Raw genomic sequence first — 16,177 nt, 5'->3', positions numbered from 1 at the left:
GGGAAGCCGGCGAGCCGGCGGCAGCAGGAGCGGGAACATGAAGCACTATGTCGGTCTGGATGTTTCGCTAAAGGAGACGGCTATCTGTGTTGTGGACGAGAATGGCGTCGTCATTCGCGAGGGCAAAGCACTTTCGGAACCGGAGGCCATTGTTGCCTGGCTCAACGAAAGCGGATTGCCCATTGTCAAGATCGGGATTGAGATAGGTGGTCTCGCTCGTTGGCTGTACAGCGAACTGCGTGCTGCCGGTTTACACGCAGTCTGCATCGATCCCCGAAGGCTGCGTGGCGTGACCAAGACAATGCCGATTAAGACCGATCGAAACGACGCCCGCGCTATTGCACAGGTAATGCGGGTCGGCTGGTACACCGTTGTCCATATCAAGGGTGACCTGAGCCAAGAGCTACGAATGCTTCTCAACAATCGCAAGACGCTTCTGATCAAGCAGATCGATATCGAGAATGAAATTCGCGGCGTCTTGCGCGTCTTCGGCCTAAAGCTGTCTGGTCGTATATCTCAAGTGACGTTTGAGCAGCAAACTAATGAACTCACAGATGGCCATCCACGACTCGCGGCGATGCTGCGCCCAATGCTTGTGGCTCGAGCCGCGCTGCGTGAACAGTACGGCGTCCTACACAAGATGGTACTTGAAATAGTACGCCGCGAACCGACATGTCAGCGGCTCATGACGATACCAGGCGTTGGTGCACTGACGGCAATCACGTTTCTAACAACATTGATGACCCGGATCGCTTTCAACGCTCCCGCGACGTTGGCGCCCATCTCGGCCTCACACCACGCAAATACGCATCTGGGGAAACCGATCGGAATGGCGCTATTTCGAGGTGCGGCGATGTGATGCTCAGAACCATACTTTATCAGGCCGCGCTTGCACTTCTAACCCGCACCCAGCGTTGGTCCGCATTAAAAGCCTGGGGTGTAAGGGTGGCCAAGCGACGCGGCCTTCGCCGAGCAGTCGTGGCAGTCGCACGAAAATTAGCGATCGTGATGCATCGAATCTGGGCAGATGGAAGTGAGTTCCGATGGACCAGCGAGGAGGCGACCGCATGATCAACTAGCAGTTCAGCGGATCCGACGAAAAGCCGGGACGACGTCCTGCGAGGACGAGGTCGGGATGACTGCGCTGCAACCTCTGTGCCTGCAGCACGCCCCTAGTAGATAGCAGCTCCCGATCTTCGGACTACCATCGTGAGGCGGCTATGAACGTCGACCTCGTAGACAAGAGCGAGCCTCGCAGGCTGTCGGTAACGAGCTGAACCCTTGTGCCAGCAACCGCAATCAGACAAGAGATTGCACATGCCCCAAGACCCGCTTCAGGAGCCGGCCCACGAAAGGCTGGGCAAGGCATAATAACGAGGCACAGACCTACGACATTTAGTGGGCGAGCTCAGTCGAGAACGCAAGATCATGCGCGTCCGGCCAATCGACTCTTGAATTTGATACTTGTCTAAAATCGACTCAAGATTCCTTGCTTCTTCGATTCGGGAATTTTTGTCACCCCCGTTGAAAATCAATAAGTTAAGCGACTCGCCTTTGATTGGTCCCGACAGAGACTGCTTCTGCGAAACATCATTGCGCAATCTTCCCTTTACTTCTGTCGCAACTCTACTGACGTGTGACGGCCTTTACGCGCAAGAAGTGCTCAGCAAAGGCCGTGACTAAGGAATTCGGCCGCGTTTCCACTTTGCATCAAATTTGCATCCGTTTCAGACGGTTTTATCAAGATCTACGGGAGCGGTCATATCTCATCACAGGGCAAAGACCATCGTTTAGTATTGAGAATCAACGGTGATGCGGGAAATTATCAAAGCTACGTCTGATGAGTGCACATGCCAGCGCAGGTGAATGGGACAATTCCGGCGTCTATCTTGGCCGAGTGGGTTAGGGGCAAGACGCAGATTTCTCAACGGAGATCACTATTGCAGCTAATTCGAAAAGTCAGAAGGTTAACGTTACCGCGCTTGGCGCAGCGCCTTGACGAGATCGCTCTCGATAGTTGCGTCCCCACCCCAATCAGTGTCGCCAGAGCGACGCCCTTGAGCATCTGCCAGGTATGTAAATCAACCTCATCCTCGAGGCCGACGTAACCGGCAACGTCGGTAGCCGGGAGGTTTTCGATTACGATCGAGTTTCCGTTCGGCAGGATGAGGGTTCAGACAACCAGAGCACGCTTCTGGCCAAACGCCACGACGCTATCGTATTTGCCCACGAGCGCGCTCGAACCTATCATCAAGAATGTTAACTCTTACTCTGAAAACAACCCGACGGATCCATACTCACGCCGACAAATGAGGGCAGTTCCTCAGTCACATGTGGACGCTCTACTCTCGCTAATTCGATTGCGTTGAACCTCAAGTACACATCGCCCCTCGGAGCCATTGCTCAGATTAGCCGTCGATAGATTTTTTCTAGACCTCTCGGTGCACACATCGTGCACACGCCGCCCTTTAACCAATTGGAAAACTTAAACTCTCGGCCCAACCATCATGGCAAGTTTGAGCTAACTCCAGCACCGAGCGTCAAAATGATCGCCTCTAGGTAGGCTTCACTGGCCTTAGGGGTCGATCTGACTATTATCAATCATCAAGCCGTGCCTCTGGCGCGCGGGAGCGGAACACTGATTTCCGCAAGCCTGAGCGCATCCTCATTGCGGTCAACCGCGACATATTGCCCCTGCCAATAGGCCAGCGCCGCGGTGCGTCTCGAAACCGATACATCCAACACCCGGCCGATCAGGATCGCGTGCGAATTCCGTTCGATCGTTTCCTCGATCTCGCAATCGATCGCGGCCAGTGCACTGGTCAATAGCGGCACGCCCGAGACCCCCGTCGTCCATTCGACGCGGGCAAAGCGCTCGGCACCCTTGAGCCCGTCCTTACCGGCAAAGCGCTCGGCGACGTCGATCTGATCGGATGTCAGGACGTTGACGCCAAAGAAGCCGTAGCGCTTCAGCAGCGGCCAGGAGGAGGCGCTCCGGTTGACGCTGACGATCAATGCCGGCGGGTCGACCGACAGCGACGATACCGAAGTCACCGTCATCCCCGAGATATCACGGCCCCGCCCGGCCGTGATAACGCTCACGCCGCCCGTCAACTGGCGCATGGCGCCGCGAAAATCACCAGATGAAACGTGACGGTTGATCGCGATATCTCGGATAACGGAGTTCATGACGGCCTCACAGGTCGGAAGTGTCCTCGGTGCCTTGCAGAAGGCTTTTCAGGATTGAGCCTTCCAGCGCGGCGAGTTCCGCCGAGCCCCGGCGCCTCGGGCGCGGGATGTCGACGTCGATGTCGTGCGCGATACGGCCGTCCTCGATCACCAGCACACGATCGGCGAGTGCAACCGCCTCCGCCACGTCGTGCGTCACCAGGATCGCGGTAAAACCCTGATCATGCCAGACCCGCTCCAGCAGCCGCTGCATCGAGATGCGCGTCAACGCATCCAGCGCACCGAGCGGCTCGTCGAAAGCCAGCACGCGGGGGTGGCTGACCAGCGCCCGCGCCAGCGCCACGCGCTGTTTCTGTCCGCCGGAAAGCACCGCCGGCCATTGCGCCCGCTTGTCGTCAAGACCGACCTCCGTCAAGGCGCTCTCGGCACGCGCCTGGGCATCTGGCGACGCCCGGTCGCGGCCGAGGCCGACTTCGACATTGGAGAGCACCCGCGCCCACGGCAGCAGCCGCGGTTCCTGGAACATGACCCTGATGTCTTCAGTTCGCGCCGCTTCGCCGAAATCGATGCTGCCGGCAGTTGCGGTTTCGAGGCCCGCGATTAATCGCAGCAACGTACTCTTGCCGCAGCCGCTGCGTCCGACGATGGCGACGGACTGGCCTGCCGGAATGTGCAGGTCGATGCCGCGCAACACCTCGTTGTCGCCGAATGATTTGCGCAAACCCCGGATGGTCAGCGAGAGACCGCGGGACGCAATTCTCCGGCCGCGGCGCCTAGACCGCGCCTGTTCGATGATCTCCGCGCGCCCCAAAGGCTCGGCTTCCGACAGACGAAAACGAAGGGCTTCCTGCATTGCAATCCTCAATGTTTCTGGAAAGCGGGGTGCCAGGACAGGGTCAGCCGCTCCAGCGCACGCGAGGCGCTGTCGGCCAGCTTTCCGAGCAAGGCGTAGATCAGGATGGAGAGAACCACGACATCGATCAGCATGAACTCGCGCGCTTGCATCGCCATGTAACCGAGCCCGGATGAGGCCGCGATGGTCTCGGCCACGATCAAGGTCAGCCACATGATGCCGAGGGCGAAGCGCAGGCCGACGAAGATCGACGGCAACGCGCCCGGAAAAATCACCCGGCGGAACAACTCGCCGTCGGTCATCCCGTAGATACGCCCCATCTCGATCAGATGCGGATCGACGGTGCGGATGCCATGCAGCGTGTTGAGGTAGATCGGGAAGAACACCCCGAGCGCCACCAGGAACAGCTTTGCCGACTCATCGATGCCGAACCACAGGATCACCAGCGGGATCAGCGCCAGATGCGGAATGTTGCGCACCATCTGCAGGGTCGTATCGGTCAGTCGGCTGGAAAGCTGCGACAGGCCGTTGGCGAGGCCGAAGGCAAAGCCGATGCTGCCGCCGATCAGGAAGCCGACGCTGGCGCGCCAGAAGCTTACCCAGATATTGCGCACGAGTTCGCCGGATAGCAGCAGCTTCCATCCCGCCAGCGCAACGTCGCTTGGCGCCGGCAGCACCCGCGCCGAAACGAAGCCGGTGACGCAGGCGACTTGCCAGATCAGGATGATCACAAGCGGCACGATCCAGGCAATGAGCCCATCAGCGCGCGGCATGCGCAGGCTTCGAACACGCGGAAGACTTTCGATCAGACTCATGATTGCGATGCCTTGACGGGGGGACGATGTTCGTTGGCGATGGCCTCGCCGAACGGTCCGGTGTTGACGCGGATCTGCGTCACATTGTTCGGCTGTTTGAGCGACAGCAGCGGAAACACCAGTTCGGCGAAGCGATAAGCCTCTTCTAGGTGCGGATAGCCCGATATGATGAAGGTATCGATGCCGACCTCCTGGTATTCACGAATCCGCGCCGCCACCGTGGCGGGATCGCCGACCAGCGCGGTCCCTGCCCCGCCGCGCACCAGTCCGACTCCGGCCCAGAGGTTCGGGCTGATCTCGAGCTTGTCGCGGCGACCGCCATGCAGTTGCGCCATGCGCTGCTGGCCGACCGAATCCATCCGCGAGAAGATTTTTTGCGCCGAAGCGACGGTCTCGTCGGTGACATGCTGGATCAGCTCGTCCGCGGCCTTCCAGGCTTCCGCATTGGTTTCGCGAACGATCACATGCAGCCGGATGCCAAACGAGAGTTTCCGTCTGCGCGTATCCGCAATCGCCTTCACGCGATTGATCTTCTCGGCCACCTGCGCCGGCGGTTCACCCCAGGTCAGATATTTGTCGACGGTATCGACGGCGACATCGATGCCGGCGTCCGACGATCCACCGAAATAGAGCGGCGGACGCGGCGACTGCACCGGCGGAAACAGCAGGCGGCCATCCTCGATGCGGATGTGCTTGCCTTCCACGTTGACCGTCTTGCCGGCCAGCAGGTCGCCATAGACGTTGAGGAACTCACGCGTCACGGCGTAGCGCGCGTCGTGATCGAGAAAAATCCCGTCGCCCTTGTTCTCGACCGGGTCGCCGCCGGTGACGACGTTGACCAGGAGCCGCCCGTTCGACAGGCGGTCGAGCGTCGCGGTCATGCGTGCGGCGACGCTCGGCGATTGCAGGCCGGGCCGCACCGCCACGAGATAACGCAGCCGCTCGGTCCAGGGCGCGATGGCTGACGCCACCACCCAGGAATCCTCGCAGCTTCGCCCCGTGGGCAGCAGCACGCCGAAATAGCCGAGCTGGTCCGCGGCTTGCGCGATCTGGCGCAGATAATTGAAGTTCACTTCACGTCCGCCGGTGGTGGTACCTAGATAGCGGCCGTCGCCGTGGGTCGGCAGGAACCAGAGGATGTCAGCGTTTAGTGACGAATGATTGCTCATGAGCCCGGCCTCCGCGCCGCGTCGGAAATCCTGATCTGCTTGGGAATGAGGCCAAGCGCAAAGAACGCATCGGCGACCTGCTGCTGGTCGGCGATCACGCTGTCCGTGATCGGCTTGATGCCATAGGACTGCCGCTTCAACGCGACCTCGACGACCGGGACCGGGAGACCGATTGCGGGCGCCAGTTGCTCGGCGACGGTGCGGATGTCACCCTTGGCCCAGTCATCGACCTCGCTGAGTTGGGCGAGCACGAGATCGACGATCTTCGGATCGGCCGCGAGGAACTTCTTCGAGGCGAAGTAGAATTGATAATTCGACACGAGGCCCGAACCGTCGGCGAGCGTCCGCGCGCCGGTGGCGGCTTCGGCGGCAGCCTCGAACGGATCCCAGATCACCCAGGCATCCACCGCGCCGCGTTCGAACGCCGCGCGTGCATCGGCCGGAGCGAGAAACACCGGCTCTATTTCGGAATATTTGACGCCGGCCTTCTCCAGCGCCTTCACCAGGAGATAATGGACGTTGGAGCCTTTGTTGAGCGCGACCTTCTTGCCTTTCAGCTCGGCAACGGATGTGATCTTGCTATCCTTCGGCACCAGGATGGCTTCACCCTTGGGCGCCGGGGGCTCGTAGGCGACATACTGGATCGGGGTGCCAGCGGCCTGCGCGAAGATCGGCGGCGCTTCGCCGGTATTGCCAAAATCGATGCCACCGACATTGAGCGCCTCCAGCAGCGGCGGGCCGGACGGAAACTCCGTCCATATCACCTGATAGCCGGCGACCTTCAGCCTGCCTTCCAGCGTGCCCTTGCTCTTGAGCAAAACGAGCTTGCCGTATTTCTGGAAGCCGATGCGCACGACCTTGTCCTGGCCGTAGCTGGCGCCGACCATGGCGCCGACGATGCTGAGAGAGAGCATGGCGCTCGCGATCAGGCGTTTGATGAAACGCATCATGATGACGTCCTCCGCGTTGAATGGGGTTGCTCTTGGAAACTCACGTCTGCGTGTTACGCCAGACGATGTCCCGGATGGTGATCTTCTTCGGGATCAGGCCGAGCTTGAAGAACCGGTCAGCGACGGCTTGCTGAGTACCGATCATCTCCTCGGTCACCGGACCGATCACGAACGACGAGCGGTTGGCGGCGACGGTCTGCACCTCCAGCGGCACGCCCGTGACCGCGGCGAGCGCATTGGCCACCGCATCGCGGTGCGCCTCTGCCCACCGGGCAGCTTCCGCCAGGCCCGCGATGATGTCTCGGGTGTGCTGAAAGTTGTTGTTCGCAAAATCGCGGTTGGCGAGATAGAACGAGTTGGTCTTCGCGACCTCGGAAGCGTTGACGAGGATGCGGCCGTTCTGCCGCTTCTCGCCGATCGCGAAGTATGGATCCCAGATCGCCCAAGCCTCGATGCTGCCGTTCGCAAACGCCGGGCCCGCATCGGGCGGCGACAGATAGACCGGCGTGATGTCCTCGTAGGTGAGACCGGCTTTTTCCAGCGTCGCGATCAGGACATTATGCGCGCTGGTACCCTTGGCGAATCCGATGCGCCTTCCTTTCAAGTCGGCAATGGTGCGAATGCCGGAATTGGCCGAAACCAGAATGCCCTGCCCGTTGGTGATCGGCGATCCCGCCACGTAGACAATGTTCGCATTCGCGGCCTGGGCAAAGATCGGCGGCGTATCGCCGACGGCGCCAAGATCGACACTGTTCGTGCTCATTGCCTCCAGCAACGGCGGGCCTGACGTAAATTCGATCCATTTGATGGAAGTTTGTTTTTCCGCGAAGCGCTTCTCCAGAATAGCTTGCTGTCGGGCGATCACGAGCACGCCGGTCTTCTGATAGCCGATGCGGATTTCCTTCACCGGCGCTTGCGCAACTGCCCGTGACGACAGCGCGGCAACCGCCCCGCCAACCGACCACCCAAGAAAATCCCGACGCTTCATCACATTCTCCTGAACGATCACGGCCGCAACACTGCGCGATCATGCGATGCGGGAGATGATGGTGTTGCTTCCGAAAGGTGTCGAGTGTTCTGCAAAAATAGCAATGACACCACTGTTGGATTGGCTCGCGACGACGCGTTTATTGTCGAAACATGATTGGGCAACGACGCATTTTTCCTGGACCTCGCGCCACGTGAATTTGTTCATCATGAATTAGGCAGCGGAACCGGCGCACTCGGAGTCAAAGAACGCCCGCCGATGAAATCGACGGGCGTCAAGACGTTCAGCAAGCCGGCAGAGTTAAAGACCCGCACCCTTGCCGATGGGCCCGGAAAACGAACGGTCGACGATATCGGCGGCGCTGAGCTTCTGCTTGATCAGGCCGGAGCGGAAATAGAGATCGATCGTTTGCTGCTCGTCGGCCACGACGCTCTCGTCGATCGGTGCCACGCGGATTTTCGCGCGGCTCAGCCAGTTCAGCGGTACGGCGGGCGGGATGCCCATCAGCCTACCCCATGTCTCGGCATAGGCGCTGACATTGGTTTGCGACCACGCCCGCGCCGCCGTCAGGCGCCGAATGAAATCTTCCAGTTCTGGCCGCTTGTCGCGGATCGCACTCGGCGTCGCGACCTGGAAACCAAGCCCCGGGGTGAGGCCCTCGGCCGTTATCACCCGCCGCGAATGGAACAGGACCTCTTCCTGGCTGACATAGGGCTCCCATGTCGACCACGCGTCGACGGAGCCTTGCGTATACGCGACCTTGGCATCGGACGGCGCGAGGAATACGATTTGGACATCGCTCGTCGACCAGCCCTTTGATTCCAGCGCGGCAAGAATCAACTGATGGCCGATCGAGCCGCGGCCGGTCGCGATCTTCTTTCCCCTCAAGCTCTCGAAATCGCGCACGGCTGAGTCCTTCCGGACCAGCACCGCGAGACCCTCGCGACTCTGCCGGATCGCAGCGATCGCTTTGACGGGAATGTTGGCGGCCGCGGCGAACGTCAACGGCGCGTCGCCGACCAGGCCGGTCTCGATCGCGCCCGCGCTCAACGCTTCCAGCAGCGGCGCCGCAGCCGGGAATTCCTTCCACTCGATCTTGTAGGGAACATCCTTCAGCATGCCGGCCGCCTCCATCACCGCCTGCGAATTGCCCTTTTGATCGCCGACCCGCAATGTGGTCTGCGCTTGCGCCGAGGCCATCGCACCCAGCAGCAGGCCCGCAATGAGAACAGCGCGTATCATTCCGCCGCCACTTCCCGCGCTACGCCACGCGCGGCGATCAGCTGGCGCGTCAGCGGAATCAGTTCGCGGCCATAGTGGATGGCGTCGATCAGGGGATCGAAACCGCGAATCAGGAAATGGCTGATGCCGAGATCGTAATAGTCGCCGAACACTTCGGCGACCTGCTCGGGCGTCCCGACCAGCGCCGTGGTGTTGCTGTTGGCGCCGGTGAGCTTTGCGATCTCAGTCCATAGCCGCTTGTCGATCCTTGTGCCCTGCTCGGCCAGTGCCAGCAGCCGCCGCGCACCGGCGGTGGCATGGCCATCCGCGGGTTTGCGATAGCCGGTCTTGTCCTGCAGCGCGGTGGCGCGCGCCAGGATTTCATCGGCCTTGGCCCAGGCCTTCTCCTCGGTGTCAGCGAGGATCGGGCGTACCGAGAGGCTGAAGCGCGGCGTGGGCCGGCCGTGCTTTGCGGCAGCGGCGCGAACCCGCGACGTCACATCGCGCACCTGAGCGTAGGATTCGCCCCACAGCGCGAACGTATCGGCATGCTTGCCCGCCACCTCGATCGCCGCGTCCGAGCCGCCGCCGACGAAGATCGGAATGCCCTCTCTGCGGTACGGCTTCAGCTGCGAGAATCCGTTCTGCACCTGATAATATTTTCCCTCATAGGAGAACGGCTTTTCGCTGCTCCATTCGGCGCGGACCACATCCAGGAACTCACTGGTCCGGGCATAGCGTTCGTCCTTGTCGTCAATGACGTTGCCGTCCTGCTTCAGTTCGGTCGCGTTGCCGCCGGTGATGACGTGCAGCGCGACGCGACCGCCGGAGAGCTGATCGACGGTCGCGAACTGCCGGGCGAGCAGCGTCGGCGCGGTGAAGCCGGGGCGCTGCGCGATCAGGACATTGAGCCTGTCGGTAATCCCGAGCACGTGCTGGCCGATCTGCAATCCGTCCGGCGTGGTGGAATGGAATGCCAGAAGGACGCGATCGAAGCCGGCGTTCTCATGCGCCTTCGCCACGGCCTCGATGTGATAGCGGTCGAGGACCGGACCGCTCCGCACGATGATTTCGGACGAATTGTTGTTGCCGATGTATCCGATGAATTCCACGGACATGGGGTGCTCCAGATTTTGGGATTGTTCGTTGCTGTTCAGAGACCGAGCGCCAGGCGCCCGGCATTGACGCGCGTGGCATCGTCTTGCGGGGTGTGAACCAGCCCGCACAGCACGTCGCGAAAATGTCGCTCCAGCGGGTTGGCGCGGGTCAGGCCGTGATTGCTGGTCAGCGACAACGCGTCTTCAATGATGGCGACCGCATTGTGGGTGACGGTGAGTTTGACGATGCTGGATTCGGACGCGCTCAGCAGCACGCCATCGTCGAAATCGCCGGCGAAACTGTCGATCAGCCGTGCGTTGACGGCAAGCCGCGCTTCGATACCGCCGACGACCTCCTGCACTCTCGGCAATGTCGCGAGCGACGCGCCGAGATTGGATGGCTTGCGGTTCTTCAGGAATTCGACCAGCCAGTCGCGGGCGGCACGGGCGACGCCGTCATAGATCGCGGCGACGAAGATCGCATGCACCACGGACTGGGTGAAATCCGGCACCCGCCATTCTTCGGGCGCACGAACATCGATCTCATGGTCGAGCGGGAACACGACGTCTTCGAAGACGATGTCATGACTGCCACTGGCGCGCAGGCCAAGATGATTCCAGGTCTCGATGATCTTCGCGCCCGGCAATCCCGCAGGCACCAGGAACAGCCCGACCCGCGTCTCCGGCTCGTCGGTCTTTGCCCACACCGCATACCATTTCAGGATCGGCGCGCCCGTTGAATAGATCTTTCGGCCAGAGAGCCGCCATCCCGTCTCAGTCCGCCGCGCTGTTGTCGCCGGCAGGCCGCCGCGCGCGGGAGAACCGAGATCAGGCTCGACCCGCAGCGCATTGATCAGCGCCACGCCGTCGACCGCCTCCCGCGCCAGTTTGCGCGACAGACGCTCCGGCCAGCGCGTACTGCGCGCCATCACCAGATGCTGGATGTAATGCATGACAGCACCAGCGCCGTCGATGGATCGGCCTTGCCGAAGATGCCGAGGATGCGCGCCGTGTCGAGTGCGCCCGCGCCGTGGCCGCCCAGCGCCGCCGGTACGGTCAGCGCCAACAGTCCCGCCTCCGCAAGCTCCCTGAAATTTTCGTGCGGAAAGCTGGCGTCGCGATCATGCTGCGCCGCGCGCGCCGCAAACTCGGATGCCAACGCCCGCGCGCAATCGTACGGCACGGATGCAGCAACTACCGCAGACTCTCTTCGTACCGAACTGCTGTTCACGCTCACCATGTCGCGTCCAATCCAAGCAGACCAAGGATGTTACGCCGCAACTCCGCCAGTTTTGGATCGCCGCGGTGCCGGGGATAGGGACGGTCGACCGCGATGTCGGCCTTGATGCGCGCCGGGCGATTGCTGAACACGATGACACGGTTGGCGAGGAACAGGGCCTCCTCGACGTCATGCGTCACCAATAGCGTCGTAAATCCCTTGCGCTGCCACAGCGCCACGATCTCGGCCTGCATCGTGATCCGGGTCAGCGAATCCAACTTGCCGAGCGGCTCATCGAGGATGAGGATCTTTGGGTCGTTCACCAGCGCCCGCGCCAGCGCGACGCGTTGCGCCATGCCGCCGGACAATAGGTGCGGATAGGCATTGCGAAACTGCGACAGGCCGACTAGGTCGAGTGCGGCATCGACACGTTGACGCTGGCTCTCCAGGATGCCCTGCGCCTCCAGCCCGAGTGCGACGTTGTTCCAGACCGTTCGCCACGGAAACAGCGTTGGGTCCTGAAACACTACGACGCGGGACGGAAACGGTCCGGTGACGGGATCGCCATCCTCGCGGAGCACGCCGGAGCGCGGCGCTCCGAGCCCCGCGACCAGCCTCAGCAAGGTCGACTTGCCGCAGCCGGATGGGCCGAGTAACGCGATGAACTCGCCGGGCTTGACGCTGAAACTGACGTCTTCGAGCACCGGCAAGGCATTGCCGTCGATGTCGAAGGCGTGGCTGATGCGTTCGACATCGAGCGAAGCACCGACGGCGGGATAAGCAACCGCTTCGGCAAGGGCATGCGCTACCATTTGACGACTCCCTTCTGCCAGATCAGCAGGCGGTCGCGCGTCCGGAACAGCAGCGTGATCGCGCCGGAGCAGAGTAGCGACATCACGATCAATGCGGCATACATGTTGGCGTATGCCGCCCAGCCCTGCGCCCATTGCAGATACCACCCGAGCCCGGCCTTGACGCCGATCATTTCGGCGACCACCAATACCGCGAACGACGAGCCGAGGCCCATGAACAGGCCGACGAATACGTGCGGCAATGCGGCGGGAATGGCGACCTTCCGCACCAGGAAGAACGGCTTTGCGCCGAGCGTCCGCGCCACGTCGTAATAGGCATTGCTGACGCTCGCGACCCCGGACCAGGTCAGCACCGTGACCGGAAAGCCGGTCGCGAGCGCAATCAGGAACGTAGAGGCGCTCCAGCTCGACGGGAAGGTGAAGAACGCGATCGGCAACCATGCCGTCGCCGGCAGCGGGCCTATGAACCGCAGCACAGGATGCACCCAGTAACCCACGCTGCGCGACCAGCCGATCGAGACGCCAGTCAGGAAGCCGACGGTGGCGCCGATGAGATATCCGCCAAGCTGGAGTTTTACGGAAGCAAGGATGCTGTCCAGCAATTTTGGCAGATCATCGGTGTAAACCTCGATGATCGACTGCGGCGGCGGGAAGAACGGCAGCGGCAACCACGCGAATTTTGCGGTCGCGACCTCCCACAACGTCAGGAACAATGCCGATGCCAGCAGCCACGGCGCACGCCGCTGCAGGCCGGCATTGAAACGCCCGAGCCGGTTGCCCGCCACGCTCGCCAGGAAAATGGCCCCTGCGATGACGAGGGCAGCCGCCGCGAGCTGATGGGTGCGCGGCCAGTCGCCGATATCCGGCCACCAAAGGCACGATATACCGAAACCGACCCACGCCAGGCTTGCGAACACGCCGGTCCCGCCTGACGGAAGGGAGACCGCCAGCGAGGGCGGCCGCCCCGAAAGTGCGGCACCCTCCTCCGCCGATTGCTTCAGAGCGACCGTTTTAGACGCCGAATACGTCGACATAGATCCGCTCCGCAAATTTTGCCGTATCGGTGCTGGCCTTGAACACCGAAACGCTTTTGAGATCGTCCGCGTAGGCCTTCAGTTCCCGCTTCAACACTTCGCCGACGGGATGGTGATGATGGGTGTGGTAGCGCACCATGGCTTGCAGGTCCTGCAAGCTCGCCGCCTTGGGCGCGTAAGGCTGGAAGGAGGCCGCAGCGACATCGGGATTCTGCGCCGTGTACATCGCGGCATCGAGCAGCGCCTGCGTGATGGCGCGCGCGACCTGCGGTTCTTCGCGAACCAGGCTGCCGCGCAATCCGAGGATGCAGCACGTCTTGTCCTTGTATTCACCGTCCAGATTGGAAGCGACTTCCTTGTAGGTGCTGTCCTTCAGCCAGATATGGGCGATCGGGTCGGACGCCAGGAACGCCTGAACCTCGCCCTTTTCGACCGCAAGCTGCAGCAGATTGCCGGGATAGGCGCGCCAGTCGATATCCTTGTTGGGATCGATGCCTTGCTTGGCAAGCTGGATCGAGAAGAAATTCTTGTCCGGGCCGCCGAGATCGCCGACCGCGACGATCTTGCCCTTGAGGTCGGCCAGCTTGTCGACATCGGAATTGGTGCGCGACAACACCCGCATGCAGCCGCCATGGGTTCCAGCCGCGATCTTGACGTCAAATCCCTGCTCCAGCGGCTTCAGCCAGCGCAGCGCCATGCCGAGGCCCGCGTCGCTCTTGCCGGTCGCGATCGCCTCCAGCAACTGGTCGGTCGAGCCACTGTAGTTGATTAGTTCGACGTCGAGATTGTGCTTCTTAAAGAATCCGTGGTCGATGGCCACCGGAACCGGCACGAGGCAGACCGCGCCGGCATTCCACGACAGTTTTAGCTTTCGCGGTGCCCCGGTCAGCGCCGGCGCGTCGGATGCGGTCTTGCAGATCAGAAATTGCGAGAAGTCGATGCGCGGCGACGCCGCACGGAACGGGAAGGCTTGCGCGCCGAACACGCCTAACGGTACGGCAAAGGCTGCGGCAGCCCCGCCGCGCAACAAGGTGCGGCGATCCAGCCCCGCCCTGTCGTTCTTTTCTTCTCGTGACATCCTGCACTCCTGCTTTAGAACGGCATAGCGCCGCCGTCGGCGCAGCACCTGCGTGCTGCGGCCCGTTATGTTTCACACTGGCGATCGGTTATTCGGTTGAACTCTGGCGAGATTCCCATCTCGCCTTGCTGATTTGACGCTCAAATGATGCGCGGCAGCAACGTCATCGTCAATGAAATGGAATTTTGAAAGTGAAAGCGAACGGAGAGTTTATCTCCACGTTGATATCGTCGCGCGATGAACGATTTTTGCGCTCGCAAAATGTACAGTGATCGTACATCGATTCAATTCTGATGCACTCAGATCGATTCAACTCACATAGCAGACACCTTTCCGCGAGTGAGTCACGAGACGATCATTGCCGGCGCATTTTTCATTCAACGTACCGGATGGCTCATTCCACCTGTTACCGCCAGGCGAACAAAATCGAAAAGATCGTAGTTGGGCGAGGACAATCGGTCATACGCGGTAGCGGGGGAGCGCTACGGACGGTCACCCACCCAATTTGAGCATTTGTTTTCAAAGACTTACCGGGCTGCCTAACCCTCTAATCGAGGTTTGGCTAAGCAGCCTTGAACCCGCGAATGACCCATCGGACCACGGCAACCGCCAACCACACTGCGAGCCACATCAACGGGAGCGGCAGCAGTGCACCAACTAGCGCGTTGCTCGGGCCAGGGTCCATGCTCTGGTAGGCTTTCGAGGCCTTCTCGCTGCACTCCTTCAAGTCAAAGTTCTTCGCCGCAGCTTTGGCGTTGGAACACGTCGAGTATGCAAGGCTTGAGAAATTCTGCGCGCTCTTCATGTCGCTGTTCCTGACATAGAAGAAGGCGACCAGCACCCAAATGACCGACAGCACTAACCCGAGCCGAATCCATCCTCGCATGCGCAACCCCCTATCTCGGAAAAGGTGATTGTAGCCCCTTGGTCGGAGTGCCTGCACGCTCAAGAGCCTTCTTCGCCGTGTCGAATATCATCTGCTCTTGCGGGTCCGCACTATCAAACCAATGGCCGGGAGCGTACGCAGCAATGCGACGCGCAAAGAGTGAAGCTGGCCGCCAGTCTTCCTTTGCGCGCTTGTCGAAGAGAACCGCCCCACCACGGGTGAAATAGGTGGGACCGGGAATATCGCAGTCCACCTGCAACTGAATGTGCCAGTAGTCACCAAGCTCAGGCTGCTTGAAATTCGACGGCACGTAGGTCACGTGAACCGGATCATTGGTGACACTACATCGGCCGCGCCTGAGCACCTCGCCAAGCTTCCCTTGCGCAGTCGTGACGAAGTTAAAGTTGGACAGGTCGCGCATAAAGCGAACGTTCACGCCTTCCTCTTGGTCCGTAACTTCACTGTCGATTAGAGAAAGCGCGAACGCCTGCCAGCCTAATTCCATCGGCCTCGCATATTCCGGGTAGAGCCACACGGCCCCATCCCGGTCCGGTTCAAAACTGATCGTATATTCGTCGCCTTCTTGATCGCTCGCGTGCCTAGCCCACGAGAAGGTCACCACGTCATGGTTGCCCGCCTTGCTAACCTTCCACCCTCTCGGGATGAAGTGCGCTACTTTCGAGACATTGGCGAAGATTTGTTCGGCGGTCTGACCGTCCTGCGCTCGCCATGTGCTCGCGACTTTGGCGATGGTGGTCTTGTCGTCAGCATTCGCAGGGACAACTAATAGCGACAAGCTTAGTCCAACTATGGTCCGAGTCAGCGAGGTCACTCTTCTTTCTCCCTGCAAAAAAGATCCCGCGACC

At 61.0% G+C, this 16,177-nt stretch carries 14 protein-coding genes and 2 pseudogenes; 1 reads left to right on the top strand and 15 read right to left on the bottom strand.

Annotated elements, in window-relative coordinates; genetic code table 11:
* Positions 1–37 precede the first annotated feature (37 nt).
* Positions 38–1,071: pseudogene (locus HCN50_RS07330) on the top strand (IS110 family RNA-guided transposase).
* 853 nt (positions 1,072–1,924) lie between these two features.
* Here the strand turns inward: HCN50_RS07330 and HCN50_RS34735 are convergent.
* From HCN50_RS34735 to HCN50_RS07255, 15 genes and pseudogenes are all read right to left on the bottom strand, one after another.
* Positions 1,925–2,140: a hypothetical protein gene (locus HCN50_RS34735; RefSeq protein ID WP_376700270.1), complete on the bottom strand. Its 216-nt coding sequence runs from the start codon at positions 2,138–2,140 to the stop codon at positions 1,925–1,927.
* Between the two features lie 464 nt (positions 2,141–2,604).
* Positions 2,605–3,189, bottom strand: coding sequence for a flavin reductase family protein (locus HCN50_RS07320; protein ID WP_171708938.1), 585 nt, complete (start codon positions 3,187–3,189; stop codon positions 2,605–2,607).
* A 7-nt stretch (positions 3,190–3,196) separates the two neighbouring features.
* Positions 3,197–4,042, bottom strand: coding sequence for an ATP-binding cassette domain-containing protein (locus tag HCN50_RS07315; RefSeq protein WP_171708937.1), 846 nt, complete (start codon positions 4,040–4,042; stop codon positions 3,197–3,199).
* A gap of 8 nt (positions 4,043–4,050) precedes the next feature.
* Positions 4,051–4,857, bottom strand: coding sequence for an ABC transporter permease subunit (locus HCN50_RS07310; RefSeq protein ID WP_171708936.1), 807 nt, complete (start codon positions 4,855–4,857; stop codon positions 4,051–4,053).
* Entirely contained in the window at positions 4,854–6,026 is a 1,173-nt protein-coding gene (gene ssuD, locus HCN50_RS07305) for an FMNH2-dependent alkanesulfonate monooxygenase (protein ID WP_171708935.1), read from the bottom strand. Before ssuD ends, HCN50_RS07310 begins: the two co-directional genes overlap by 4 nt.
* A complete protein-coding gene (locus HCN50_RS07300; protein WP_171708934.1) occupies positions 6,023–6,976 on the bottom strand; it encodes a sulfonate ABC transporter substrate-binding protein in 954 nt (317 codons plus the stop codon). Before HCN50_RS07300 ends, ssuD begins: the two co-directional genes overlap by 4 nt.
* A gap of 40 nt (positions 6,977–7,016) precedes the next feature.
* Complete coding sequence (locus HCN50_RS07295) at positions 7,017–7,964, bottom strand: sulfonate ABC transporter substrate-binding protein (protein ID WP_171708933.1); 948 nt, start codon at positions 7,962–7,964, stop codon at positions 7,017–7,019.
* 300 nt (positions 7,965–8,264) lie between these two features.
* Entirely contained in the window at positions 8,265–9,206 is a 942-nt protein-coding gene (locus HCN50_RS07290; protein WP_171708932.1) for an ABC transporter substrate-binding protein, read from the bottom strand.
* Complete coding sequence (locus HCN50_RS07285; RefSeq protein WP_171708931.1) at positions 9,203–10,303, bottom strand: LLM class flavin-dependent oxidoreductase; 1,101 nt, start codon at positions 10,301–10,303, stop codon at positions 9,203–9,205. The genes HCN50_RS07290 and HCN50_RS07285 overlap by 4 nt, the downstream gene beginning before the upstream one ends.
* Before the next feature lie 35 nt (positions 10,304–10,338).
* Positions 10,339–11,522 (bottom strand): annotated as a pseudogene (locus HCN50_RS07280) (acyl-CoA dehydrogenase family protein).
* Positions 11,516–12,313 carry an ABC transporter ATP-binding protein gene (locus tag HCN50_RS07275; protein WP_171708930.1) on the bottom strand — a complete coding sequence of 266 codons (798 nt, stop codon included), beginning with the start codon at positions 12,311–12,313 and terminating at the stop codon, positions 11,516–11,518. The pseudogene HCN50_RS07280 and the gene HCN50_RS07275 overlap by 7 nt, the downstream one beginning before the upstream one ends.
* The gene (locus tag HCN50_RS07270; protein ID WP_171708929.1) at positions 12,307–13,347 is read right to left on the bottom strand and encodes an ABC transporter permease; all 1,041 of its coding nucleotides are present in this window, start codon (positions 13,345–13,347) and stop codon (positions 12,307–12,309) included. The genes HCN50_RS07275 and HCN50_RS07270 overlap by 7 nt, the downstream gene beginning before the upstream one ends.
* Positions 13,325–14,425, bottom strand: coding sequence for an ABC transporter substrate-binding protein (locus HCN50_RS07265; RefSeq protein ID WP_171708928.1), 1,101 nt, complete (start codon positions 14,423–14,425; stop codon positions 13,325–13,327). Before HCN50_RS07265 ends, HCN50_RS07270 begins: the two co-directional genes overlap by 23 nt.
* Positions 14,426–14,987: 562 nt before the next feature.
* Positions 14,988–15,311: a hypothetical protein gene (locus HCN50_RS07260; RefSeq protein WP_171708927.1), complete on the bottom strand. Its 324-nt coding sequence runs from the start codon at positions 15,309–15,311 to the stop codon at positions 14,988–14,990.
* 10 nt (positions 15,312–15,321) lie between these two features.
* Positions 15,322–16,143: a nodulate formation efficiency C protein gene (locus HCN50_RS07255; protein ID WP_311967362.1), complete on the bottom strand. Its 822-nt coding sequence runs from the start codon at positions 16,141–16,143 to the stop codon at positions 15,322–15,324.
* Positions 16,144–16,177 lie beyond the last annotated feature (34 nt).

Source organism: Bradyrhizobium archetypum (assembly GCF_013114835.1).
GTDB classification, from domain to species: domain Bacteria; phylum Pseudomonadota; class Alphaproteobacteria; order Rhizobiales; family Xanthobacteraceae; genus Bradyrhizobium; species Bradyrhizobium archetypum.
Note: the sequence above shows the minus strand (reverse complement) of the source record. Positions and strands in the feature narration are given on the sequence as shown.